22 protein-coding genes are annotated in these 25,896 nt (G+C 51.9%); 9 read left to right on the top strand and 13 right to left on the bottom strand.

The features are described from left to right. Window positions 1-69: 69 nt before the first annotated feature. The 3 genes from aceF to pdhR all read right to left on the bottom strand — a co-directional run bounded on the left by aceF (window position 70) and on the right by pdhR (window position 5,565). Window positions 70-1,962 carry a pyruvate dehydrogenase complex dihydrolipoyllysine-residue acetyltransferase gene (aceF, locus tag FEK42_RS20005; RefSeq protein ID WP_135491918.1) on the bottom strand — a complete coding sequence of 631 codons (1,893 nt, stop codon included), beginning with the start codon at window positions 1,960-1,962 and terminating at the stop codon, window positions 70-72. Between the two features lie 14 nt (window positions 1,963-1,976). After that, window positions 1,977-4,640: a pyruvate dehydrogenase (acetyl-transferring), homodimeric type gene (gene aceE, locus FEK42_RS20000; protein WP_135409472.1), complete on the bottom strand. Its 2,664-nt coding sequence runs from the start codon at window positions 4,638-4,640 to the stop codon at window positions 1,977-1,979. Window positions 4,641-4,800: 160 nt separating this feature from the next. Next, entirely contained in the window at window positions 4,801-5,565 is a 765-nt protein-coding gene (pdhR, locus tag FEK42_RS19995) for a pyruvate dehydrogenase complex transcriptional repressor PdhR (RefSeq protein WP_000331776.1), read from the bottom strand. A gap of 540 nt (window positions 5,566-6,105) precedes the next feature. Here pdhR and aroP point away from each other — a divergent pair. After that, entirely contained in the window at window positions 6,106-7,479 is a 1,374-nt protein-coding gene (aroP, locus tag FEK42_RS19990) for an aromatic amino acid transporter AroP (RefSeq protein ID WP_165383261.1), read from the top strand. 42 nt (window positions 7,480-7,521) lie between these two features. Here the strand turns inward: aroP and ampE are convergent, their stop codons facing one another. Further along, the gene (gene ampE, locus FEK42_RS19985; protein WP_135409471.1) at window positions 7,522-8,376 is read right to left on the bottom strand and encodes a beta-lactamase regulator AmpE; all 855 of its coding nucleotides are present in this window, start codon (window positions 8,374-8,376) and stop codon (window positions 7,522-7,524) included. After that, window positions 8,373-8,924, bottom strand: coding sequence for a 1,6-anhydro-N-acetylmuramyl-L-alanine amidase AmpD (gene ampD, locus FEK42_RS19980; RefSeq protein ID WP_130204944.1), 552 nt, complete (start codon window positions 8,922-8,924; stop codon window positions 8,373-8,375). Before ampD ends, ampE begins: the two co-directional genes overlap by 4 nt. Before the next feature lie 87 nt (window positions 8,925-9,011). Here ampD and nadC point away from each other — a divergent pair, with 87 nt between their 5' ends. The 4 genes from nadC to hofC all read left to right on the top strand — a co-directional run bounded on the left by nadC (window position 9,012) and on the right by hofC (window position 13,135). Beyond that, window positions 9,012-9,905, top strand: a complete 894-nt coding sequence (nadC, locus tag FEK42_RS19975) for a carboxylating nicotinate-nucleotide diphosphorylase (RefSeq protein WP_130204942.1) — start codon at window positions 9,012-9,014, stop codon at window positions 9,903-9,905. A 202-nt stretch (window positions 9,906-10,107) separates the two neighbouring features. Further along, window positions 10,108-10,548, top strand: coding sequence for a prepilin peptidase-dependent pilin (ppdD, locus tag FEK42_RS19970; RefSeq protein WP_130204940.1), 441 nt, complete (start codon window positions 10,108-10,110; stop codon window positions 10,546-10,548). 9 nt (window positions 10,549-10,557) lie between these two features. Next, the gene (gene gspE / locus FEK42_RS19965) at window positions 10,558-11,943 is read left to right on the top strand and encodes a type II secretion system protein GspE (protein ID WP_135491917.1); all 1,386 of its coding nucleotides are present in this window, start codon (window positions 10,558-10,560) and stop codon (window positions 11,941-11,943) included. Then, on the top strand, window positions 11,933-13,135 hold the full coding sequence (gene hofC / locus FEK42_RS19960) for a protein transport protein HofC (protein WP_138211934.1): 1,203 nt from the start codon (window positions 11,933-11,935) through the stop codon (window positions 13,133-13,135). Before gspE ends, hofC begins: the two co-directional genes overlap by 11 nt. Before the next feature lie 34 nt (window positions 13,136-13,169). Here hofC and guaC read toward each other — a convergent pair whose 3' ends face one another. After that, a complete protein-coding gene (gene guaC, locus FEK42_RS19955) occupies window positions 13,170-14,213 on the bottom strand; it encodes a GMP reductase (RefSeq protein WP_130204936.1) in 1,044 nt (347 codons plus the stop codon). 224 nt (window positions 14,214-14,437) lie between these two features. Between guaC and coaE the strand changes: the two genes are divergently transcribed. The 4 genes from coaE to FEK42_RS19930 all read left to right on the top strand — a co-directional run bounded on the left by coaE (window position 14,438) and on the right by FEK42_RS19930 (window position 17,396). After that, window positions 14,438-15,058 (top strand): dephospho-CoA kinase, encoded by a 621-nt coding sequence (gene coaE / locus FEK42_RS19950; RefSeq protein WP_130221628.1) that lies wholly within the window; start codon window positions 14,438-14,440, stop codon window positions 15,056-15,058. After that, window positions 15,058-15,801 carry a cell division protein ZapD gene (zapD, locus tag FEK42_RS19945; RefSeq protein ID WP_130217398.1) on the top strand — a complete coding sequence of 248 codons (744 nt, stop codon included), beginning with the start codon at window positions 15,058-15,060 and terminating at the stop codon, window positions 15,799-15,801. Before coaE ends, zapD begins: the two co-directional genes overlap by 1 nt. A gap of 9 nt (window positions 15,802-15,810) precedes the next feature. Further along, window positions 15,811-16,008 (top strand): DNA gyrase inhibitor YacG, encoded by a 198-nt coding sequence (yacG, locus tag FEK42_RS19940; protein WP_130257847.1) that lies wholly within the window; start codon window positions 15,811-15,813, stop codon window positions 16,006-16,008. 407 nt (window positions 16,009-16,415) lie between these two features. Next, a complete protein-coding gene (locus tag FEK42_RS19930) occupies window positions 16,416-17,396 on the top strand; it encodes an IS110-like element IS621 family transposase (protein ID WP_135491916.1) in 981 nt (326 codons plus the stop codon). A gap of 212 nt (window positions 17,397-17,608) precedes the next feature. Here FEK42_RS19930 and mutT read toward each other — a convergent pair whose 3' ends face one another. From mutT to ftsQ, 7 genes are all read right to left on the bottom strand, one after another. Next, window positions 17,609-18,007, bottom strand: coding sequence for an 8-oxo-dGTP diphosphatase MutT (gene mutT / locus FEK42_RS19925; RefSeq protein ID WP_130204930.1), 399 nt, complete (start codon window positions 18,005-18,007; stop codon window positions 17,609-17,611). A 59-nt stretch (window positions 18,008-18,066) separates the two neighbouring features. After that, window positions 18,067-20,772 (bottom strand): preprotein translocase subunit SecA, encoded by a 2,706-nt coding sequence (gene secA, locus FEK42_RS19920; protein WP_130204928.1) that lies wholly within the window; start codon window positions 20,770-20,772, stop codon window positions 18,067-18,069. Between the two features lie 61 nt (window positions 20,773-20,833). Further along, the gene (gene secM, locus FEK42_RS19915) at window positions 20,834-21,346 is read right to left on the bottom strand and encodes a secA translation cis-regulator SecM (RefSeq protein WP_135491915.1); all 513 of its coding nucleotides are present in this window, start codon (window positions 21,344-21,346) and stop codon (window positions 20,834-20,836) included. Window positions 21,347-21,576: 230 nt separating this feature from the next. Then, complete coding sequence (gene lpxC, locus FEK42_RS19910) at window positions 21,577-22,494, bottom strand: UDP-3-O-acyl-N-acetylglucosamine deacetylase (RefSeq protein ID WP_000595482.1); 918 nt, start codon at window positions 22,492-22,494, stop codon at window positions 21,577-21,579. A gap of 100 nt (window positions 22,495-22,594) precedes the next feature. Continuing rightward, window positions 22,595-23,746 carry a cell division protein FtsZ gene (ftsZ, locus tag FEK42_RS19905; RefSeq protein WP_064525175.1) on the bottom strand — a complete coding sequence of 384 codons (1,152 nt, stop codon included), beginning with the start codon at window positions 23,744-23,746 and terminating at the stop codon, window positions 22,595-22,597. 60 nt (window positions 23,747-23,806) lie between these two features. Beyond that, window positions 23,807-25,069, bottom strand: a complete 1,263-nt coding sequence (ftsA, locus tag FEK42_RS19900; protein WP_000588474.1) for a cell division protein FtsA — start codon at window positions 25,067-25,069, stop codon at window positions 23,807-23,809. Beyond that, window positions 25,066-25,896 (bottom strand): cell division protein FtsQ, encoded by an 831-nt coding sequence (gene ftsQ / locus FEK42_RS19895; RefSeq protein WP_000075731.1) that lies wholly within the window; start codon window positions 25,894-25,896, stop codon window positions 25,066-25,068. Before ftsQ ends, ftsA begins: the two co-directional genes overlap by 4 nt.

Here is a 25,896-nt window from a genome sequence, read left to right as displayed (position 1 = left end):
TTCGCTAATAATCTCAATACATTCATGAGATTACCAGAAAAAAGCCGGCCGTTGGGCCGGCTCTTTTATTTACATCACCAGACGGCGAATATCAGACAGCGTGTTGTTAATGATGGTAATGAAACGGGCACCATCAGCACCGTCGATCACGCGGTGGTCGAAGGAGAGAGAAATCGGCAGCATCAGACGCGGCACGAACTCTTTACCATTCCACACCGGCTCCATCGCGGACTTGGAAACGCCGAGGATAGCCACTTCCGGCGCATTCACAATCGGCGCGAAGTGGGTAGTACCCAGGCCGCCGATGCTGGAGATGGTAAAGCAACCGCCCTGCATTTCGCCCGCAGTCAGCTTACCGTCACGCGCTTTCTTAGAAATAGTCATCAGCTCGCGAGACAGCTCGATGATGCCTTTCTTGTTGACGTCTTTGAATACCGGAACAACCAGACCGTTCGGGGTATCCACCGCCACACCGATGTTGATGTATTTCTTCAGGGTCAGACGCTGACCGTCTTCCGACAGCGAACTGTTGAAGCGAGGCATCTGCTCAAGCGCTGCAGCAACGGCTTTCATGATGAAGACAACTGGGGTTATCTTCACATCCAGCTTACGTTTCGCTGCTTCTTCGTTTTGCTGTTTACGGAACGCTTCCAGCTCGGTGATATCAGTTTTGTCGAAGTGGGTAACGTGCGGGATCATCACCCAGTTACGGCTCAGGTTAGCACCAGAAATTTTCTGAATGCGGCCCAGTTCCACTTCTTCGATTTCACCAAACTTGCTGAAGTCCACCTTCGGCCACGGCAACATGCCAGGGATACCGCCGCCAGTCGCTGCCGGAGCCGCTTCTGCACGTTTGATAGCTTCTTTCACGTAAGCCTGAACGTCTTCACGCAGAATACGACCTTTACGGCCAGAGCCCTTCACTTTCGCCAGGTTAACGCCAAACTCGCGTGCCAGACGGCGGATCAGCGGAGTCGCGTGAACGTAAGCGTCGTTTTCAGCAAATTCAGATTTGCCTTCGGCTTTCGCAGCCGGTGCTGCTGCCGGGGCTTCAGCTTTTGCTGCCGGAGCCGGCGCTGCCGCTTCCTGTTTCGCTGGAGCTGCCGCAGGCGCTGCGCCTTCAACTTCGAAGATCATAATCAGCGAACCAGTTTTCACTTTATCGCCAACGTTGACTTTCAGTTCCTTCACGACGCCAGCAAACGGAGCCGGAACTTCCATAGAAGCTTTGTCGCCTTCTACGGTGATCAGTGACTGTTCAGCGGCAACTTTGTCGCCCACTTTCACCATCACTTCGGTCACTTCAACTTCGTCACCGCCGATATCCGGAACGTTAACTTCTTTCACGCCAGCTGCAGCCGCTGGTGCTGCTGCAGGAGCCGCTTCCTGTTTAGCTGCTGGAGCTGCCGCGCCTGCTGCACCCGCGACTTCGAAGACCATAATCAGCGAGCCGGTAGACACTTTGTCACCCACGTTCACTTTGATCTCTTTCACGGTGCCAGCAAACGGAGCCGGAACTTCCATAGAGGCTTTATCGCCTTCTACGGTGATCAGCGACTGCTCAGCTTCAACTTTGTCGCCCACTTTCACCAGGATTTCGGTCACTTCAACTTCGTCGCTGCCGATATCCGGAACGTTAACGTCTTTTGCTGCCGCAGCCGCGGGTACTGCTGCCGGAGCTGCTTCTTTCTTCTCTTCTGCCTGAGCAGGTGCAGCGTCTGCTGCACCGTCGGCGGAATCGAAAATCATAATCAGTGCGCCGGTCTGGGTTTTATCGCCAACAGAGACTTTGATCTCTTTAACGATACCCGCCTGCGGAGACGGAACTTCCATAGAGGCTTTGTCGCCTTCTACGGTGATCAGCGACTGTTCGGCTTCAACTTTGTCGCCCACTTTGACCAGGATCTCGGTGATTTCAACTTCATCAGCCCCGATGTCCGGTACTTTGATTTCGATAGCCATTATTCTTTTACCTCTTACGCCAGACGCGGGTTAACTTTATCTGCATCGATGTTGAATTTGGCGATTGCGTCAGCAACCACTTTCTTATCGATTTCGCCACGTTTAGCCAGTTCGCCCAGCGCCGCTACAACCACGTAGGAAGCATCAACTTCGAAGTGGTGACGCAGGTTCTCACGGCTGTCGGAACGACCGAAGCCATCAGTACCCAGTACGCGGTAGTCGTCAGCCGGTACGTAAGTACGGACCTGCTCAGCGAACAGTTTCATATAGTCGGTAGATGCCACTGCCGGAGCGTCGTTCATCACCTGAGCGATATACGGAACGCGCGGAGTTTCCAGCGGGTGCAGCATGTTCCAGCGTTCACAATCCTGACCATCACGCGCCAGTTCGGTGAAGGAGGTCACGCTATAAACGTCAGAACCTACGCCGTACTCTTTCGCCAGGATCTGTGCTGCTTCACGGACGTGACGCAGGATAGAACCGGAGCCCAGCAGCTGAACTTTACCTTTGCTACCTTCAATGGTTTCGAGTTTGTAGATACCTTTACGGATACCTTCCTCAGCACCTTCCGGCATTGCCGGCATGTGGTAGTTTTCGTTCAGCGTGGTGATGTAGTAGTAAACGTTCTCTTGTTTTTCACCGTACATACGCTCCAGACCGTCATGCATGATGACAGCAACTTCGTAAGCGTAAGCCGGGTCGTAAGAGATACAGTTCGGGATAGTCAGCGACTGAATGTGGCTGTGACCATCTTCGTGCTGCAGACCTTCGCCGTTCAGAGTGGTACGACCGGAAGTACCGCCGATCAGGAAGCCACGCGCTTGCTGGTCGCCAGCCGCCCAGCACAGATCGCCGATACGCTGGAAGCCGAACATCGAGTAATAGATGTAGAACGGAATCATCGGCAGATTGTTGGTGCTGTAAGAGGTCGCCGCTGCCAGCCAGGAACAACCTGCGCCCAGCTCGTTGATCCCTTCCTGCAGAATCTGACCTTTCTCGTCTTCTTTATAGTAAGCAACCTGCTCGCGGTCCTGCGGGGTGTACTGCTGACCGTTCGGGCTGTAAATACCAATCTGACGGAACAGACCTTCCATACCGAAAGTACGCGCTTCGTCGGCGATGATCGGCACAAGCCTGTCTTTGATCGACTTGTTCTTCAGCATCACGTTCAGGGCGCGAACGAAAGCGATAGTGGTAGAGATCTCTTTGCTCTGCTCTTCCAGCAGCGCACCGAAGTCTTGCAGGCTCGGCAGCTCCAGCTTCTCGGTGAAGTTCGGCTGGCGGCTTGGCAGATAACCGTGCAGTTTCTGACGCTGAGCGTGCAGATAGGTATGCTCTTCAGAACCTTCCGGGAAGGTGATGTACGGCAGTTTTTCGATATCCGCATCAGACACCGGCACATTAAAACGGTCGCGGATGTGACGCACGCCGTCCATGTTCATTTTCTTAACCTGGTGCGCGATGTTTTTACCTTCAGCCGCATCGCCCATGCCGTAACCTTTAATGGTATGAGCAAGGATTACTGTCGCTTTGCCTTTGGTTTCCTGCGCTTTCTTGAATGCAGCGTAGATTTTCTTCGGATCGTGACCACCACGGTTCAGTGCCCAGATCTGCTCGTCAGTCCAGTCTGCAACCAGTGCTGCGGTTTCAGGATATTTACCGAAGAAGTGTTCACGAACGTACGCACCATCTTTCGATTTGAAGGTCTGGTAGTCACCGTCAACGGTTTCGTTCATCAGCTGGATCAGTTTACCGCTGGTATCTTTACGCAGCAGTTCATCCCAACGGCTACCCCACATCACTTTGATCACGTTCCAGCCAGCACCTTCGAAGATGCCTTCCAGTTCGTTGATGATCTTGCCGTTACCGGTGACCGGGCCGTCAAGACGCTGCAGGTTACAGTTGATAACGAAGACCAGGTTATCCAGTTTTTCACGGGTAGCGATGGTGATCGCACCTTTGGATTCCGGTTCGTCCATTTCACCGTCGCCGAGGAACGCGTAAACGGTCTGTTTAGAGGTATCTTTCAGGCCACGGTGTTCCAGATATTTCAGGAATTTAGCCTGGTAAATAGCACCAATCGGACCCAGACCCATAGATACGGTCGGGAACTGCCAGAATTCCGGCATCAGTTTCGGGTGCGGATAGGAAGAGAGGCCATTGCCGTGAACTTCCTGACGGAAGTTATCCAGCTGCTCTTGAGTCAGACGACCTTCCAGGAAAGCACGTGCGTAAACGCCCGGGGAGATGTGGCCCTGGAAGTAAACCAGGTCGCCGCCATCCTGCTCGTTGCGTGCACGGAAGAAGTGGTTAAAGCACACATCATAAATGGTTGCGGAAGACTGGAAGGACGCCATGTGGCCGCCCAGTTCGAGGTCTTTTTTCGACGCACGCAGAACCGTCATGATGGCGTTCCAGCGGATAGCTGAACGAATACGGCGTTCCAGTTCCAGATTACCCGGATACTCCGGTTGTTCTTCAACGGGGATGGTGTTGATGTAGTTGCTGATATCGGTGCCTGCGGCTACGTTGACTCCGCCTTTGCGGGCTTCAGCAAGCAGTTGGTCGATCAGATACTGAGCACGCTCAACACCTTCTTCACGGATGACCGATTCGATCGCCTGGAGCCAGTCGCGAGTTTCGATCGGATCCACGTCATTTGGGAAACGTTCTGACATGGGTTATTCCTTATCTATCTAATAACGTTGAGTTTTCTGGAACCTGTCCCATTGAACTCTCGCCGGAAAGCCCAATAAGACAGGTTCTACGTTTAGTTGCCGCGCTTTTATATGCGCTTGATTTACAACATCTTCTGGATAATTTTTACCAGAAAAATCACTAATTCTTTCGTTGCTCCAGACGGCGCAGAGAACGCTCACGGCGACTCTCTTCACGGCTTCTGTCGAGCAAAATTTCTTCGATAAAGGCCAGATGGCGATGCGATGCTTCGCGCGCTTCTTCCGGCTTACCGGCCATAATCGCTTCGAATATGCGGGTGCGGTGACTACTCACCAGCGGCAGCATCTCGCGACGCGAATAGAGCAATTCGAAGTTCTGACGGACATTCTGGGCCAACATCGGCTCCATACACCTTAGCAGATGAAGCAAAACCACATTGTGGGCCGCTTCGGTGACGGCAATCTGATACTGGAGTACGGCGTTTGATTCCGCGTCCAGATCGCCAGACTGCTGCGCCAGTTCTATGGCGTGGTGGAGTTCACGGATGCGTTCCTTGTCTTCATCGGTACTACGCAGCGCGGCGTAATAAGCGGCGATACCTTCCAGGGCGTGTCGTGTTTCGAGCAAGTCATACTGTGATTCAGGATGGTCGGAGAGCAGCTCCACCAGCGGATCGCTGAAGCTTTGCCAGAGGCTGCTCTGAACAAACGTGCCGCCACCCTGGCGACGAAGCAACAAGCCCTTCGCTTCGAGACGTTGAATCGCCTCACGCAATGAGGGACGGGATACATCGAACTGTTTTGCCAGTTCGCGTTCCGGTGGGAGTTTTTCGCCCGGGCGGAGAGTGCCTTCGAGGATCAAAAACTCCAGTTGCTGCTCAATCACATCGGAGAGTTTTGGTTGGCGGATTTTGCTGTAGGCCATGAGTTCCTGTCTTAAGCCACTTGCCGAAGTCAATTGGTCTTACCAATTTCATGTCTGTGACGCTAAAGTAACAAAGTATTCACCTTATGTCCATACAGGTTTTGATTGAAATCATGAAACTGTGCACATTTTAACAACTTGACATATATAACGTTTCAAAATTGTAACTATGCACAAATGTAGACTTTACGTAGTAAAGTGATTTTTTAACGATTATTAAACTATAAAAATCCGAATTGAACCGATTCACTTACCAATTTTTCGATTTTTAATTCAATTAAAATGAATTTATATTCATTTTATATATTGAGCGGATTTGAGGCTGATCTTTACAAACGGTTCCTTTTTAAGCAACTCATCTTCAACCATGCATAAAGCGGGTGCATTCGCTGCCACATACCATTATTCTTGATCTGACGGAAGTCTTTTTGTAACAATTCAAACGTCCTTAATGTAAACAAATTAATACAACAAACGGAATTGCAAACTTACACACGCATCATTGCGTAGATCAAAAAAACAATCACCGCACGAGGTTTCATGATGGAAGGTCAACAGCACGGCGAGCAGCTAAAGCGCGGCCTTAAAAACCGCCATATTCAGCTTATCGCGCTGGGTGGCGCAATAGGAACCGGGCTATTCCTGGGAAGCGCCTCCGTAATACAGTCCGCAGGGCCAGGGATTATCCTGGGTTATGCCATTGCAGGTTTTATCGCCTTTCTGATCATGCGTCAGCTAGGTGAAATGGTGGTCGAAGAACCTGTCGCAGGCTCCTTCAGCCACTTTGCTTATAAATACTGGGGCAGCTTTGCCGGATTCGCTTCTGGCTGGAACTATTGGGTACTGTACGTTTTAGTTGCCATGGCAGAACTTACAGCTGTCGGCAAATACATCCAGTTCTGGTATCCGGAAATCCCCACCTGGGCTTCTGCCGCCGTATTCTTTGTGGTGATTAACGCCATCAACCTGACCAACGTTAAAGTGTTTGGTGAGATGGAGTTCTGGTTTGCCATTATCAAAGTTATCGCGGTGGTGGCGATGATCATCTTCGGCGGCTGGCTGCTGTTCAGCGGCAACGGCGGCCCGCAGGCGACCGTTAGCAACCTGTGGGCTCAGGGTGGCTTCCTGCCGCACGGCTTCACCGGGCTGGTGATGATGATGGCGATTATCATGTTCTCGTTCGGTGGTCTGGAACTGGTGGGGATCACCGCTGCAGAAGCTGATAACCCGGAGCAAAGCATCCCGAAAGCAACTAATCAGGTTATCTACCGCATCCTGATTTTCTACATTGGTTCGCTAGCCGTTCTGCTCTCACTGATGCCATGGACACGCGTTACCGCTGACACCAGCCCGTTTGTGCTGATCTTCCACGAGTTAGGCGATACCTTTGTGGCAAATGCGCTGAACATCGTGGTACTGACGGCTGCGCTCTCCGTGTACAACAGCTGCGTATATTGCAACAGCCGTATGCTGTTCGGTCTGGCACAACAGGGTAACGCACCGAAAATGCTCGCTTCCGTCGATAAACGCGGCGTACCAGTAAATACCATTCTGGTATCTGCGCTGGTTACGGCATTGTGCGTACTGATTAACTACCTTGCCCCAGAGTCCGCTTTCGGACTGTTAATGGCGCTGGTGGTTTCTGCACTGGTTATTAACTGGGCGATGATTAGCCTGGCACATATGAAGTTCCGTCGCGCTAAGCAGGAACAAGGTGTGGTAACTCGTTTCCCTGCCCTGCTCTATCCGCTGGGTAACTGGATCTGCCTGCTGTTTATGGCGGCGGTACTGGTGATAATGCTGATGACGCCGGGGATGGCGATTTCGGTTTACCTGATCCCGGTATGGCTGGTTGTGTTAGGTATCGGTTATCTGTTCAAAGAGAAAACCGCAAAAGCCGTAAAAGCACATTAATCTCTCTACGCCCTCACCCGTTCTGGGTGAGGGCAGCAATATTTACACCAATGTCCCGTAAATCGTCAGTAGCGCAATCACCACCACAACCACGAACGAGGTTTTCTTCGCCATTGAAACCGCTGCTTTCGGTGTCTCAACCTTATCGACATGCGGTTCACGCGCCAGAGAGAACTGTGCCAGACGCGTTAACACCTGGTATTGCGATGTATGGAAATCGGTCAGTGAAGCAAACCAGGCTGGTAACGCTTTCTCACCGTGACCAATCAAGGCATAAACTACGCCCGCAAGGCGAACTGGCACCCAATCCACTACATGAAGCACGGCATCAACCCCCGACTGTAAGCGATGATGCGGCGTCTGGTAGCGCGCCAGCCAGTATTGCCATGCACGCAAGAATGCATAGCCCATCAGGGTAACGGGTCCCCAGATACCGCCTACAATTAGCCAGAACAGTGGCGCAAGGTAAAAACGAAAGTTAATCCACAACAGGGCATTTTGCAGTTCACGCAAAAACTCACGCTCATCGCAGCCTGCGGGGACGCCATGAATCATGGTTAACTCGCGAGCCATCGTGGAACGGGCATGGCTGTCGTTACGAGAAGCTGCGGTCAGATAAGCATGATAATGGAGACGAACTTTTCCTGCGCCAATACACAACAAACCAATCAACAGCCACACCACCAGCGTCGGGACGTTGAACAATAACCCATGCAACGCGCGCAACAGTAAAAAGGTCGCCCCCATCGCGATAATGGTCATCCCTAATGTGCGCCCCAGCGAAAAATGTTTCACCCGACGGAAAAACGCCTCGAGGCGGTGATCAAGCTGCCAGTGCTCGCCCAACTTAAACAGGCGCTCGAAAATTAACACCAGTAAGGTTGTAAACAGCGTCATGTTGTCTCCTTGCTGACCAGGGCGCGAAACCGTGCCCAATCAAAGGCAGGGCCGGGATCGGTTTTACGCTCCGGCGCAATATCACAATGGCCCGTCATATTATTGGCAATGGCTGGATAGCGATGAATCAATGCCCGCGTGACCGCCGCCAGTTGCTGATACTGCGCATCGGTATACGCCAGCGTATCAGTGCCTTCCAGCTCAATCCCAATAGAGAAATCATTACAGCGTTCGCGCCCCTGATACACGGAAACACCCGCATGCCAGGCGCGTTTATCGAAAGGAACATACTGGACAATTTCACCATCACGGCGAATCAAACAGTGAGCGGAGACGCGTAAATGGGCAATCTCTGCAAAGAAGGGATGAGCCTGCGGATCAATAGTTCCGGTGAATAATGCATCAATCCACGGACCGCCAAACTCGCCTGGCGGCAGGCTAATATTGTGCACCACCAGCAAGGTGGGAGTTTCGTCATCCGGGCGACAATCGTAATGTGGTGAGGGAACGCGGCGCGCGCCGACCAGCCACCCCTGTTCTAACAACATGCAGGATCTCCTTATATGTGGTGCTAATACCCGGTTCAGAGTAGCATGTTTCTACCTTATGATTCGTTAGCTATCTGGAGTTTTAACATGCCGCCTCGCCGCTATAACCCTGACACCCGACGTGACGAGCTGCTGGAACGCATTAATCTCGATATCCCCGGCGCGGTGGCCCAGGCGCTGCGAGAAGATTTAGGCGGAACAGTCGATGCCAACAACGACATTACGGCAAAACTTTTACCGGAAAATTCACGCTCTCATGCCACGGTGATCACCCGCGAAGAGGGCGTATTTTGTGGTAAACGCTGGGTTGAAGAAGTGTTTATTCAACTGGCAGGCGACGATGTCACCATTACCTGGCATGTGGATGACGGTGATGTCATTAACGCCAATCAACTCCTTTTCGAACTCGAAGGCCCATCTCGCGTGCTGTTAACCGGCGAACGTACTGCGCTTAATTTTGTACAAACTCTTTCTGGCGTAGCCAGTAAGGTTCGCCACTATGTTGAGTTACTGGAAGGCACCGATACGCAGTTGCTGGATACGCGAAAAACCTTACCCGGCCTGCGTTCTGCCCTGAAATACGCGGTACTTTGCGGCGGCGGGGCTAACCATCGTCTGGGGCTTTCTGACGCCTTCCTGATCAAAGAAAACCATATTATTGCCTCCGGCTCAGTGCGCCAGGCGGTCGAAAAAGCGTCCTGGCTGCACCCGGATGCGCCAGTAGAAGTTGAAGTCGAGAATCTGGAAGAACTTGATGAAGCACTGAAAGCAGGTGCCGATATCATCATGCTGGATAACTTCGACACAGAACAGATGCGCAAAGCCGTTAAACGCACCAACGGCAAGGCGCTGCTGGAAGTGTCTGGCAACGTCACCGACAAAACGCTACGCGAGTTTGCTGAAACGGGCGTGGACTTTATCTCCGTCGGTGCGCTAACTAAACACGTACAGGCACTCGATCTTTCAATGCGTTTTCGCTAATTGCTGACAGATTTATCCGCTCCATCGCGGGCGGATAACCTCCCCTTCCCCAACTTTCTTCGTAACGCCTCGCAAATTTTCTGTCTTTCGCTGCAACGTAATAAAAAACCTCGGAAGCCGCCTTCCCGTTTCGTTTTTTGCCCCTCGCCTGTGCTGATGGCGTTTGCCAAAGTAGCGCCAACCAAATCAAGGAGCGAAACAGATGGACAAGCAACGCGGTTTTACACTTATCGAACTGATGGTGGTTATTGGCATCATTGCCATTTTAAGCGCCATTGGTATTCCCGCTTATCAAAACTACCTGCGCAAAGCCGCACTTACCGACATGCTACAAACCTTTGTGCCTTACCGTACCGCCGTAGAATTGTGCGCGCTGGAACATGGCGGACTGGACACCTGCGACGGCGGCAGCAATGGCATCCCCTCGCCTACCACCACCCGCTATGTTTCAGCCATGAGCGTGGCAAAGGGCGTGGTGTCACTGACCGGGCAAGAGAGTCTCAATGGGCTAAGCATCGTTATGACACCCGGTTGGGATAACGCTAACGGTGTCACCGGCTGGACGCGCAACTGCAATATTCAAAGTGACAGCGCATTGCAGCAAGCCTGCGAAGATGTCTTCCGCTTTGATGACGCCAACTAAGGAGCGGCGATGAATATTTCACAGCTCACCGCCCTGTGTTTGCGTTACCAGGGGGTCTTACTGGATGCCAGCGAAGAAGTGGTTCATATTGCGGTGGTCGATGCCCCCTCACATGAGTTGCTGGACGCATTGCATTTCGCTACCACCAAACGTATTGAGCTCACCTGCTGGACGCGCCAACAGATGGAAGGTCACGCCAGCCGCTCACAACAGACATCGCCCGTAGCCGTTCAGGAGAAGCATCAGCCCAAAGCAGAGTTGCTGACCCATACGTTGCAATCTGCACTGGAACAACGCGCGTCAGATATTCATATCGAACCAGCGGACAATAGCTATCGTATCCGCTTACGTATCGACGGCGTGCTGCATCCTTTACCTGATGTTTCACAGGATGCCGGAGTCGCTTTAACCGCCAGGTTAAAAGTGCTGGGAAGCCTGGATATTGCGGAACATCGCCTGCCGCAGGACGGGCAATTCACTGTCGAACTGGCCGGGAACACCGTCTCATTTCGCATTGCTACCTTGCCATGTCGCGGCGGTGAAAAGGTGGTATTACGGTTGTTACAGCAGGTGGACCAGGCGCTGGATGTCAACACGCTAGGGATGCAACCGTCACAACTGACGGACTTTACCCACGCCTTGCAGCAACCACAGGGACTGGTGCTGGTAACTGGCCCTACCGGCAGCGGCAAAACAGTCACGCTGTATAGCGCACTGCAAACGCTGAATACCGCCGATATTAATATTTGCAGCGTGGAAGATCCGGTTGAGATCCCCATCGCCGGGCTAAACCAGACACAAATACATCCGCGTGCCGGACTCACCTTTCAGGGCGTTTTGCGGGCGTTATTGCGCCAGGATCCTGACGTCATCATGATCGGAGAGATCCGCGATGGCGAAACGGCAGAAATTGCCATTAAAGCCGCGCAAACGGGTCATCTGGTATTGTCCACGCTACACACCAACTCCACCTGTGAAACGCTGGTGCGTTTACAGCAAATGGGCGTTGCTCGCTGGATGCTCTCGTCGGCCCTCACTCTGGTAATAGCCCAGCGCCTGGTACGTAAACTTTGTCCGCATTGCCGCCAGCAGCATGGGGAACCGATCCGCCTTCCGGACAATGTATGGTCATCTCCGCTGTCCCGCTGGCAGGCACCGGGTTGTGAACATTGCTACCACGGTTTTTATGGTCGTACCGCCTTGTTTGAAGTCCTGCCCATTACACCAGCCATACGCCAGCTTATTTCCTCTAATACTGAAGTTGAATCGCTGGAAACGCACGCCAGGCGGACAGGTATGCGCACACTTTTTGAAAACGGCTGCCTAGCCGTGGAACAAGGCTTAACCACCTTTGAAGAGTTAATCCGCGTGCTGGGGATGCCACATGGCGAATAAGCAACTCTGGCGATGGCATGGCATAACCGGCGACGGCAATGCGCAAGATGGGATGCAATGGTCAGAGAGCCGTGCTTTGCTACTTTTGGCTCTACAGCAGCAAAGGGTTACCCCACTAAGCCTGAAGCGAATCGCCATCAATTCTGCGCATTGGCGAGGAGATAAAAGCGCGGAAGTCATTCATCAACTGGCGACGCTACTTAAAGCCGGGTTAACGCTTTCTGAAGGGCTGGCACTGCTGGCTGAACAGCATCCAAGTAAGCAATGGCAGGCATTGTTGCAATCGCTGGCGCACGATCTCGAACAGGGCATTGCCTTTTCCAGTGCCTTATTACCCTGGTCAGAGGTATTTCCGCCGCTCTATCAGGCGATGATCCGCACGGGGGAAGTGACCGGTAAGCTGGATGAATGCTGCTTTGAACTGGCGCGTCAACAAAAAGCCCAGCGCCAGTTGGCCGACAAAGTGAAATCAGCGTTGCGTTATCCCATCATCATTTTAGCGATGGCAATCATGGTGGTTGTGGCAATGCTGCATTTTGTTCTGCCGGAGTTTGCCGCTATCTATAAAACCTTTAACACCCCACTACCGGTACTAACGCAGGGGATCATGACGCTGGCAGACTTTAGTGGCAAATGGGGCTGGCTGCTGATAGTGCTCGGCTTTCTGCTGGCGATAGCCAACAAACTGCTGATGCGTCGCCCTACCTGGCTTATTGCGCGGCAGAAATGGTTATTACGCATCCCGATAATGGGAGCCCTGATGCGGGGACAAAAACTCACGCAGATCTTTACGATTCTGGCGCTGACACAAAGTGCAGGGATTACTTTTTTGCAGGGAGTGGAGAGCGTCAGGGAGACGATGCGCTGCCCGTACTGGGCGCAACTTCTGACACAAATTCAGCATGATATCAGTAACGGTCACCCCATCTGGCTGGCGCTAAAAAATACGGGGGAGTTTAGCCCGCTCTGTTTGCAGTTAGTGAGGACAGGAGAGACATCCGGGTCGCTGGATCTCATGCTGGAGAATCTTGCCCATCATCATCGGGATAACACGCTGGCGCTGGCAGATAACCTTGCCGCCTTACTGGAACCGGCGTTGCTGGTCATTACTGGAGGAATTATCGGTACGTTGGTGGTGGCAATGTATCTGCCAATTTTCCATCTGGGCGATGCGATGAGTGGGGTGGGATAATGCTGGCGTGTTGCTCCACGCCAGCATTGGGAGATTACAGATTATTGAAGATGCGGTTTTCTTGTTCCAGTACGCGGATAAACGTGGTGCGTTTGGTCAGCTCTTTCAGGCGTGAAGCCCCAACGTAAGTGCAGGCTGAACGCAGACCGCCTAAAATATCACGCGCGGTATTTTCAACCGGACCGCGCAGAGGAAGCTTAACGGTTTTACCTTCTGCAGCGCGATATTCCGCAACGCCGCCAACGTGACGTTTCATCGCAGACTCGGAGCTCATACCGTAGAACAGCATAAATTTCTCACCGTTCTCTTCAACAATACGGCCGCCGCTCTCTTCGTGACCAGCCAGCATTCCGCCAAGCATTACGAAATCGGCACCGCCACCAAAAGCTTTAGCCACATCGCCCGGTGTGGTACAGCCGCCATCGCTGACGATCATCCCGCCCAGACCGTGCGCGGCATCGGCGCATTCGATCACCGCAGAAAGCTGCGGATAACCGACGCCCGTTTTCACGCGAGTTGTACAAACAGAGCCAGGACCAATGCCAACTTTAACGATATCGGCACCGGAGAGGATAAGCTCCTCACACATTTCGCCAGTTACCACATTGCCTGCACAAATAGTTTTGGTCGGCCACGCTTCACGCGCCTTCGCCACAAACTGCACGAAGTGCTCAGAATATCCATTCGCAACATCAATACAAACGAAGTTTAATGCCGGATTCAGATCGAGAATTTGTTTAGTTTTTTCGAAATCGGCATCCGACGTGCCGGTAGAAACCATCACATGTTTCAGCACATCAGCAGAAGAATTGTTGATAAACGCTTGCCACTCTTCAACAGAGTAATGTTTATGTACAGCGGTCAAAATATCGAAAGAAGCCAGTGCCGTAGCCATACTAAAAGTGCCTACGGTGTCCATATTTGCGGCGATAATCGGCACGCCGGACCAGCTTTGACCTGAATGTTTGAAGGTGAATTGACGTTCCAGTTCAACATCGGAACGGCTTTTAAGGGTAGAGCGTTTAGGGCGGATGAGGACGTCTTTAAAACCTAACTTCAGATCTTCTTCGATACGCATGTGCAGATTCCTGGGGTTAATGGCTGTAAGGGTAAGAGCGCAACTCCAGTGACGCTATCATACGCACTAATCGATATGGCGCAAGACTGCGAAATTGTCTTTTTTTACGCTACAATCCCATAAATTTACCTGGTAAATAGTGGGCGAACGTTTCATCAATTTCGCTTTCGCGCGCTCTTTATTAACATTTTGATAATCATGATGAATTCCCAGGAATATATATTATGAGGTATACAGTTGCCTTAACAGGCGGCATTGGCAGTGGCAAGAGTACCGTTGCAAATGCATTTGCTGACCTCGGAATTAATGTCATTGATGCCGATATTATTGCACGTCAGGTGGTTGAACCGGGTACACCTGCACTGCGTGCCATTGCTGAACACTTTGGCGCGGATATGATTGCTGCTGATGGAACATTGCAACGTCGCGCCTTGCGCGAGCGGATCTTTGCCTATCCGGAAGAGAAAAACTGGCTTAATGCCCTGCTGCATCCTCTGATTCAGCAGGAGACGCAACGCCAGATCCAGCAAGCAACGTCACCTTATGTGTTATGGGTTGTGCCATTGCTGGTAGAAAACTCACTGTATAAAAAAGCGAATCGAGTGCTGGTGGTGGATGTCAGCCCAGAAACGCAGCTTAAGCGCACCATGCAGCGCGATGATGTTACTCGCGAGCATGTCGAACAAATTCTTGCTGCCCAGGCAACGCGCGAAGCCCGTCTTGCGGTGGCAGATGACGTCATTGATAATAACGGCACACCAGATGCTATTGCATCAGATGTTGCCCGCCTGCACGCACACTATTTGCAGCTCGCGTCGCAGTTTGTCTCACAGGAAAAAACTTAATGCAGACCCAGGTCCTTTTTGAACATCCACTAAATGAAAAAATGCGTACATGGCTGCGCATTGAGTTTTTAATTCAACAACTCACCGTAAATTTGCCTATTGCTGACTACGCTGGTGCTCTGCATTTCTTCCGTAATGTTAGTGAATTGCTGGATGTGTTCGAGCGTGGAGAAGTTCGTACCGAACTACTGAAAGAGCTGGAACGTCAACAGCGTAAACTCCAGACCTGGATTGGTGTGCCTGGCGTGGACCAGACCCGTATTGAAGCATTAATTCAGCAGTTGAAGGCCGCTGGTAGCGTACTGATTTCCGCGCCGCGTATCGGGCAATTTCTGCGTGAAGACAGGATGATTGCCCTGGTGCGCCAGCGTCTGAGCATTCCCGGCGGTTGTTGCAGCTTTGATTTACCTACGTTGCATATCTGGTTGCATTTACCCCAGTCGCAGCGCGACAGTCAGGTCGAAACCTGGATTGCCAGCCTGAGCCCGCTGACACAGGCACTTACAATGGTGTTGGATTTGATTCGTCAGTCGGCACCGTTCCGCAAACTGACCAGTCTGAACGGTTTTTATCAGGATAACGGCGAAGACGCCGATTTGTTACGCCTGAATCTGGCACTCGATTCACAGCTTTACCCGCAAATATCCGGTCATAAGAGCCGTTTTGCCATTCGCTTTATGCCGCTGGACAGTGAAAATGGACAAGTACCGGAACGTCTGGATTTCGAACTGGCTTGTTGCTAAGGAGTAAAAATGTCAGAAACTATTACGGTGAATTGCCCCACCTGCGGGAAAACGGTGGTGTGGGGTGAAGTCAGCCCATTTCGGCCATTTTGTTCCAAACGCTGCCAGTTGATCGACCTCGGAGAATGGGCTGCGGAAGAAAAACGAATCCCCAGCAGTGGCGATCTTTCTGAGAGCGATGACTGGAGCGAAGAGCCAAAGCCGTGACATTTGTCTGATGCCGCACGTACGCCTGATAAGACGCGCCAGCGCCGCATCAGGCATCGTGTGTAAATGTCGGATGCGGCGCAAACGCCTTATCCGACCTAAAAAACCTGATTTATCAACGAGTTAATAAACCTCGTAGGCCTGATAAGACGCGCCAGCGTCGCATCAGGCATCGTGTGCAAATGTCGGATGCGGCGCAAACGCCTTATCCGACCTTGTATTATCCCTCCTGTGCAGAGAAAATTGGCCAGTTTTCTCTGCCTGCAGTCCGTATGCCGTATCCGGCCTTGGGTTCTAACCTGTGTTGTAGATTTATGCAGCGGACTGCCTTTCTCCCAAAGTGATAAACCGGACAGTATCATGGACCGGTTTTCCCGGTAATCCGTATTTGCAAGGTTGGTTTCACTATGGAACATGAACTTCATTATATCGGTATCGACACCGCTAAAGAGAAACTGGATGTCGATGTGTTGCGTCCTGATGGTCGTCATCGCACCAAAAAATTCGCTAACACCACTAAAGGGCACGATGAGCTGGTGAGCTGGCTGAAAGGTCACAAGATTGACCATGCGCATATCTGCATCGAAGCGACCGGCACCTATATGGAACCTGTCGCAGAGTGCCTTTACGATGCAGGCTACATAGTGTCAGTCATTAATCCTGCACTGGGTAAAGCTTTCGCTCAGAGTGAAGGACTGCGTAACAAGACTGATACCGTGGATGCGCGCATGCTGGCAGAGTTCTGTCGTCAGAAGCGTCCTGCAGCCTGGGAAGCGCCTCACCCGCTTGAGCGCGCGTTGCGTGCCCTGGTAGTACGCCACCAGGCGCTGACAGATATGCACACACAGGAACTGAATCGCACTGAAACGGCGCGGGAAGTCCAGAGGCCGAGCATTGATGCTCACCTTCTGTGGCTTGAAGCAGAGCTGAAGCGTCTTGAGAAGCAGATAAAAGACCTGACAGACGATGATCCGGATATGAAACACCGCAGGAAACTGCTGGAAAGTATCCCGGGTATCGGAGAGAAAACATCTGCGGTATTGCTGGCTTATATCGGTCTGAAGGACCGCTTCGCCCATGCCAGACAGTTCGCCGCTTTTGCGGGTCTGACACCACGGCGTTATGAATCAGGCAGCAGTGTGAGAGGGGCAAGCCGGTTGAGTAAAACCGGACATGTGTCGCTTCGCAGGGCGTTGTATATGCCTGCAATGGTAGCCACCAGTAAGACTGAGTGGGGACGGGCGTTCCGCGACCGTCTGGCAGCTAATGGCAAGAAAGGAAAGGTGATTCTCGGCGCGATGATGCGTAAGCTGGCACAGATGGCGTATGGAGTGCTGAGGTCAGGGGTGCCGTTCGATGCGTCACGGCATAATCCGGTAGCGGCGTAAAAATCGCGGAAGGGATGAAACAACAGCGCCTGACGGCGCTGTGTCTGGCATGCCTGCAATCAGGGAAACCGGGGTAGAAAAAAAACTTGCAGGCCATAACAGTATCTACAAAATCTGATTTATCAACGAGTTAATAAACCATGTAGGCCTGATAAGACGCGCCAGCGTCGCATCAGGCATCTTGTGCAAATGTCGGATGCGGCGTAAACGCCTTATCCGACCTCCAGACACTTAAGCTTCGCAATTACCGGTTCATTGGCTGGCGGAAAATCTTCTGCATCGAGGCTGGCCAGCGCCATCCACTCACCGGGCTGTCCCTCTTTCCCCCATGGTTCCCCTTCCCAGCTTTCGACCAACCAGAACCACAGTGTGATATGCCTGTCAGAGAACTGATATTCCAGCTTTTCAAACAGCGAAAAACGTTGCGGGGTAACCCCGACTTCTTCCTGAAGCTCCCGTACCATCGCTTGTTCTGCCGTTTCTCCCGTTTCTATTTTACCGCCCGGAAACTCCAGCTTATTTGCCATGTGCGCATCTGCGGCGCGACGGGTTATAAAGATTTCGTTGTTTTCGTTGCGAATAATACCTACCGCGATTTGCAGTTTTTTCATTGTCTTAAGCCTATAAAAAAGGCGCAGAATCCTGCGCCTTTTATTTCAACACTTAGCTTTTATTGCAGGCGACCATGGCACTGCTTGTATTTTTTACCAGAACCGCATGGGCAAGGATCGTTACGTCCAACTTTACGATCGCCGGTTTGCGCTGCCAGCGCAGCCGCAGCTGCAGAGTCGTCATCCTGATGGCTAAGCTGCTGCATTTGCGCTAAACGCTCAGCTTCCATACGACGCTGCTGCTCCAGCTCTTCAACTTCTTCCGGCATGCGTACTTGTACTTTGCTTAACGTGCTGATGACTTCATATTTCAACGATTCCAGCATCGCCGCAAACATGGAGAACGATTCACGTTTGTATTCCTGCTTCGGATCTTTCTGTGCATAGCCACGCAGGTGGATACCCTGACGCAGATAGTCCATCGCCGCCAGGTGCTCTTTCCACAGGGAGTCCAGCGTTTGCAGCATCACCCCTTTCTCGAAGTGACGCATCATCTCAGCGCCAACCACTTCTTCTTTACGGTGATACACTTCGATGGACTGCTCCAGGATACGCTCACGCAGCGTCTCTTCATGCAGTTCTGGCTCTTTGTCCAGCCACTCGGCAATCGGCAAATCAAGGTCGAAGTCGTTTTTCAGACGTTCTTGCAAACCTGGAATGTCCCACATTTCTTCCAGTGACTGTGGCGGAATGTAGGCATCGATGGTTGCTTTGAACACATCTTCACGAATGCTGTTGATGGTTTCGCTCACATCGCTGACATCCAGCAGTTCGTTACGCTGGGAGTATATGGCACGACGCTGATCGTTAGCTACGTCATCGTATTCCAGCAGCTGTTTACGAATGTCGAAGTTACGGCTTTCAACTTTACGCTGAGCATTGGCAATTGCTTTAGTTACCCACGGATGCTCAATGGCTTCACCGGGTTTCATACCCAGTTTACGCATCATGCCTGATACGCGGTCGGAAGCAAAAATACGCATCAGCGCATCTTCCATCGACAGGTAGAAACGGGAAGAACCGGCATCACCCTGACGACCAGAACGGCCACGCAGCTGGTTATCGATACGACGAGATTCGTGACGCTCGGTACCGATGATATGCAGGCCACCTGCTTCCAGTACAGCGTCGTGACGCACCTGCCAGTCGGCTTTAATTTTTTCAATTTGCTCAGCGGTCGGGTTTTCCAGCGCGGCAACTTCTGCCTGCCAGCTACCACCAAGCACGATGTCAGTACCACGACCCGCCATGTTGGTCGCGATGGTCACTGCAGCCGGATAGCCCGCCTGAGCAACGATTGCCGCTTCGTTGGCGTGGAATTTAGCGTTCAGAACGTTGTGTTTGATACCGGCTTTGGTCAGCTCGTTTGATACCAGTTCCGATTTCTCGATTGAAATAGTACCCACCAGCACTGGCTGGCCTTTCGCAGTACGTTCTTTGATATCTTCAATGATCGCCTGAATTTTTTCCGCTTCGGTCATGTAGACCAGATCCGGCAGATCTTTACGAATCATCGGGCGGTTGGTCGGAACGACTACAGTATCCAGCTTGTAGATGGAACTGAATTCGAAGGCTTCGGTATCAGCCGTACCGGTCATCCCCGCCAGTTTTTCATACAGACGGAAGTAGTTCTGGAAGGTGATCGAAGCCAGTGTCTGGTTTTCGTTCTGAATCTGTACACCCTCTTTTGCTTCCACAGCCTGGTGCAGACCATCAGACCAGCGACGGCCCTGCATGGTACGACCGGTATGTTCGTCAACGATGATAACTTCACCATCTTTAACGATGTAATCGACGTCGCGGGTAAACAGCGCGTGAGCACGCAGCGCCGCCGTTACGTGGTGCATCAGCATAATATTGGCCGGAGAGTACAGCGACTCACCTTCATCCATAATGCCTTCTTTCACCAGCAGCTCTTCAATAAGCACCAGACCACGTTCGGTCAGGTTCACCTGGCGAGATTTTTCATCCACCGAGAAGTGGCCTTCGCCCTGGAAGGTTTCGGAGTCTTCTTTTTCCTGACGGATCAGGTACGGAATGATTTTGTTTACACGCTTATACATTTCCGAACTGTCTTCCGCCGGGCCGGAAATGATCAGAGGTGTACGCGCTTCATCGATCAGGATGGAGTCCACTTCGTCCACCAGCGCATAGTGCAGTTTACGCTGTACACGTTCTTCAGGGCTGAACGCCATGTTGTCGCGCAGGTAGTCAAAGCCGTATTCGTTGTTAGTACCGTAAGTAATGTCAGCCGCGTAAGCTTCACGCTTTGCCGGTGCTGGCATGCCCGGCAGGTTGATGCCGACGGTCAAGCCGAGGAATTCAAACAGCGGACGGTTGTTTTCGGCGTCACGTTGCGCCAGGTAATCGTTGACGGTAACAACGTGCACGCCTTTACCGGTTAATGCGTTCAGGTAAGCAGGCAGCGTTGCGGTCAGGGTTTTACCTTCACCTGTACGCATTTCCGCGATGCAACGTTCATTAAGAACCATACCGCCGAGCAGCTGTACGTCGAAGTGGCGCATGCCAAAAACACGCTTACTGGCTTCACGCACGACAGCGAAGGCTTCCGGAATCAAGTTTTCCAGCACTTCGCCTTTTTCCAGACGCGCGCGGAACTCTGCCGTTTTTCCTTTCAGTTCTTCGTCGGAGAGTTTTTCAATCTCCGGTTCCATGGCATTGATAATGTTGACGACTTTGCGCATCCGGCGCAGGGTACGATCGTTACGACTACCGAAAACTTTAGTTAATAATTTGATTAGCATAATAAAATCTCAAACACCCCGCATTGCGGAGTAAATAAAATGAAGTAAAGGTTTCTCGTTGTTAGCTGAGGCGTTGAGGGCCAGCACGGATGCCCTGCGCCTGGCTTATCCAGACGGGCGTGCTGAAGTTTACTTGAGGGGTAAAATGCGCATAATCAATGCGATAACCATTTTCAGACCGCGTGCCTTCCTGGGTCAGCAGCGCGCTGAGCGTATCCAGTAAAGCAAGATGTTGCGCCTGAAGCGGTAAAGATTCCTCGGCAACGGGCAGCGTTTGCGGCGCCATTGCAAAGGAGAGATGGCGGATTACCGTGCGAATAGCATGTTGATGCCAGTAATCAACGGAATAGTTCGAGTTCGGGCGGCGTGTGTTTGCTTCCAGCAAGGCCAACTGACTAAAGTTAACTTTGGCGGAAGGCTCGTGATTGCGCGTTGTCGCTTTTGCGGGCGCGTTTGGCTCGGCGGCGTTGCTGAGCGCAGGCAAACCTAAACTCGCCGCGACCATCCCTAATAAGAGATGCGGCCAGAAGTAGCGTCTACCTAACTGTCGCCAGCGCGTCAGTATTCCACTCACGTTATTGCCATCCCGATCGTATTCAACGTTTTTAGCGCACAAATCTTATCATTAAAGCCAGAAGTCCACAGCAGTATTCAAGATAAGTAACACGTAAAAGTGCTTAAGAAAACAGCGTTCGCACCGATTTCTTACGACACTGTAAAAACTCAAAAAAAAACGACTGGGTCACCTGGCCGGAGAGAGTGCCAGATTTGCCAGTCGAATTTTATACGACAGTATAGATGTCGTTATGCCAGTACGGCTGAAGGCGCTTTGAAGGCCAACGGCAGTTCTGCGTCGTCCTGGAAGGTCACATATTCCCAGGCTTCCTGTTTCGCCAGTACAGCCTGTAACAGTTTGTTATTCAGTGCATGACCGGATTTATAAGCGGTAAATGCGCCGATAATGTTGTGACCACACATGAACAAATCACCGATCGCGTCGAGCATTTTGTGACGCACAAACTCGTCTTCAAAACGCAGGCCGTCTTCGTTCAGTACGCGATAATCGTCAACAACGATGGCACAATCGAAGCTGCCGCCCAGGCACAGGCCACGGGACTGCAGATATTCGATATCACGCATGAAACCAAACGTACGCGCACGGCTGATCTGGCGCATAAACGCATCAGCAGAGAAGTTCATCGCATAGCGTTGATTGCTGGAATCGATTGCCGGATGGTTGAAATCGATGGTGAAGTCCAGCGAAAAACCATTGTACGGCTTGAATTCAGCCCACTTATCGCCATCTTCGACGCGAACAGTCTCTTTGATGCGAACAAATTTCTTGGCGCAGTTCAGCTCGTCGATACCAGCATCAAGCAGCAGGTAAACAAACGGAGCGGCACTGCCGTCCATGATTGGGATTTCCGGCGCGTTAACTTCGATAACAATGTTATCGATGCCTAAGCCCGCGAGCGCTGCGTTCAGGTGCTCAACAGTTGAAATCCGTACATCATGCTCGTTGACCAGACACGTACAGAGCATGGTATCACGCACAGATTTGGCATCGGCCGGGAAATCTACCGGTGGATTCAAGTCGGTGCGACGATAGATGACCCCGGTGTTGGCCGGCGCAGGGCGTAAGGTCAGGGTGACTTTCTTGCCGGTATGTAAACCGACACCCGTCGCCTGAACGATACGTTTAAGTGTCCTTTGTTTGATCATCGTATTATCTCGCCAAATTATCTATCCAACCGAAGTGTACTATACATTCGGCAGGCCAGTTTAGCACAAAGAGCCTCGCAACCCAAATTCCAGCTAATTCTTAGTCAGCTTGCTTACGCAGGAATGCCGGGATATCCAGATAATCCGGCTCTTTCACGGTTTGTGGCGTATTGTCGTTCACCACTTTAGCCACGGGCTTCTGCTCTTGCGTCAGCGGCGCCATACCATGCTGCTGGTAGCGATCCATCACTGGCTGTTGAACTTGCTTATTGGTCACGAGGGTGATTTCAGGACGTTTGTCCATACCGATACCTGTAGCAACCACGGTTACACGCAGTTCATCGTTCATATCCGGGTCAAGAGAAGTACCGATAACCACAGTCGCGTTGTCCGAAGCAAATGCACGGATGGTGTTACCTACGGTTTCGAACTCATCCAGACGCAGGTCGAAGCCCGCAGTGATGTTAACCAGCACGCCGCGCGCGCCAGACAGGTCGATATCTTCCAGCAGCGGAGAAGAAATTGCCATTTCGGCCGCTTCTTCCGCACGGTCTTCACCGCTCGCCACGCCAGAACCCATCATTGCGTAGCCCATTTCAGACATCACAGTACGTACGTCTGCAAAGTCCACGTTCATCAGACCCGGACGAGTAATCAGCTCGGCGATACCCTGAACAGCGCCTTTTAGCACATCGTTAGCTGCGCCAAACGCGTCCAGCAGGGAGATACCGCGGCCCAGAACTTTCAGCAGTTTGTCGTTCGGGATTGTGATCAGTGAGTCTACATGTTTGGATAATTCAGTGATCCCCTGCTCCGCAAATGCCATACGCTTCTTGCCTTCAAAGTTGAAAGGCTTGGTCACAACAGCAACGGTCAGAATACCTAAATCTTTAGCCACTTCAGCAACAACCGGCGCTGCACCTGTACCGGTACCACCGCCCATACCCGCTGCAATAAAGACCATGTCTGCACCTTCCAGCGCCGCACGCAGTGCATCACGATCCTCATCAGCCGCATTACGGCCAACTTCTGGATTAGCGCCAGCTCCCAGTCCTTTGGTGATACCACTACCGATCTGAATCGTCTGCCCAACCGCTGTTTTACGCAGCGCCTGTGCATCGGTATTTACCGCGAAAAATTCAACACCTTCAATGCGCTCACGCACCATGTGTTCAACAGCATTACCGCCGCCGCCGCCGACGCCGATGACTTTAATCACCGCGTCGTTGGTAAGTTCCATTGGTTCAAACATAGTTTCTCTCCGATATGTGCCTGTCGCCTGAGGCCGTAATCACCGCCGGCCTCATAAAAATTAAAATTCTTTTCGCAGCCAACTATTGAGTCGCTTGATCCACGAGCCAACAGATGCTGTAACACGTTTTTCAACTTCCGCTTCACCGTTAAGATGTGACTCTTTCCCGTAATGAAGCAATCCCACTGCCGTTGAATAATACGGCTCCTGAGCGTAATCCGTTAAACCGGTGATATTCAGCGGCGCGCCGATACGCACCTGCGTATGAAACACGCGTTGAGCGCAGGCGGCAAGACCTTCGATCTGCGCCGCGCCACCGGTTAATACAATACCCGCAGCCAGGTGATGCTTTACGCCTTGTTGGCGAAGCTTTTCCTGCAGCTGCAATATCTCTTCGTTGACCAGGTTGAGCAGCTCGGTATAGCGCGGCTCAATCACCTCCGCCAGCGTCTGACGTTGCAGACTACGCGGCGGACGACCACCTACACTCGGCACTTCCACGCTCTCGTCTTTACCGACGATGGAACCCAGCGCGCAGCCATGACGAACTTTAATCGCTTCGGCGTCGCTTGGCGGTGTGCCAAAGGCATAAGCGATATCACTGGTCACGACATTGCCAGCATAAGGAATTACCTTGGTGTGACGCAATGCCCCGCCAGTATAAACGGCGATATCCATTGTACCACCACCGATATCGACGACGCAGACGCCCAGTTCACGTTCGTCTTCCGTCAATACCGAATAACTTGATGCCAGTCCGGCAAATATCAGTTGGTCAACTTTCAGGCCACAACGTTCAACGGCTTTCACAATGTTTTTTGCCATATCGTTGTGACATGTGATCAGGTGCACTTTTGCCTGCATACGCACGCCAGAAAGTCCTACCGGATTTTTGATCCCTTCCTGATAGTCAATCGCATACTCTTGCGGGATCACATGCAGCACACGATGTTCATCACGCACGCGCACCGATTTCGCGGTATGGACGACATTTTCTACATCTTCTTGTGTCACTTCTTCTTCAGAAATAGGCACCATACCAATTTCATTCTGGCAGCTGATGTGCTTACCAGAAAGCGCCAGATATACCGAAGAGATCTGACAATCTGCCATCAATTCTGCCTGGTCAATGGCGCGCTGTACGCACTTGACCACGGATTCGAGGTCGTTCACCCCGCCTTTATCCATACCACGTGACGGGCAGCTGCCCACACCAATGATATTGACCATACCGTCGGGCAGAACTTCCCCTACTAAAGCGGCAACCTTCGCGGTACCAATCTCCAGTCCTACTACCAGTTTTCTGTCCGTCGCCTTGATCATTGTTGTTCTGCCTGTGCCTGATTTTGTTGCTGAGTAGATTCCTCTGGCGGCAAGGGCGCCCAGCCGACTGCCGCACCAGAGTCATAACGCAAATCAACGTAGCTAATCCGTTTGCCATCGGTTTGCGCCTGCTGCTGTAAAACCGGATAAAGTTCTACAAAGCGAGCCAAACGTTTCATCGTATCGCCCCGGCCAAGATTGAGCTTAATATCGTTATTCAGCGTCAACTGCCAGGAGCGCCGCGCGGTCATCGCCGCTTCCTTCAGAGTAAATCTGTCCTTTGCCAGCATCTGCCCCATTTCGCGATAGCCCTGCAACACTTCATTTGCGCTGCCTTCCGGACCATACAACATTGGGAGCACCTGCTTGCTGGTGCGATCTGGCGGAACGCTGAAGGTGTTTCCTTCAGCGTCAACCATATGCTGATCATTCCAACGCGCAATCGGCACATATTCAACCAGATGAATCTTCAATTCATCAGGCCACTGCTTTCTGACGCTCACCTGCTTAATCCACGGCAGGCGTTGTTCAATTTGCGTCTGGATGATATTTACATCCTGGGTCATAAAGGTACCTGGCTCACCCAATGCCAGGATCGACTGCCGGATATCGTCATTACGCGTGTAATGGCGTTCACCGGTCAACACCAGCTTTGAGAGCGGCAGGCGTTGCGCATCTTCCATCCAGCCCAACACGACCCAGCCGCTCACCAACACTGTCGTTAAAACGGTCAGCAGGAAAAGGATCCCCGCCAGACGCGTTCCATTATTGCGGTGAGAAGAAATCTCTTCTTCACTGTTTCGCGTGTTCAGAGCAGCCTGCGACAT

This window comes from Escherichia sp. E2748 (assembly GCF_005781125.1).
GTDB lineage: Bacteria > Pseudomonadota > Gammaproteobacteria > Enterobacterales > Enterobacteriaceae > Escherichia.
The sequence above is the reverse complement of the archived record's forward strand: the minus strand, read 5'-3'. Positions and strand labels throughout refer to the sequence as shown.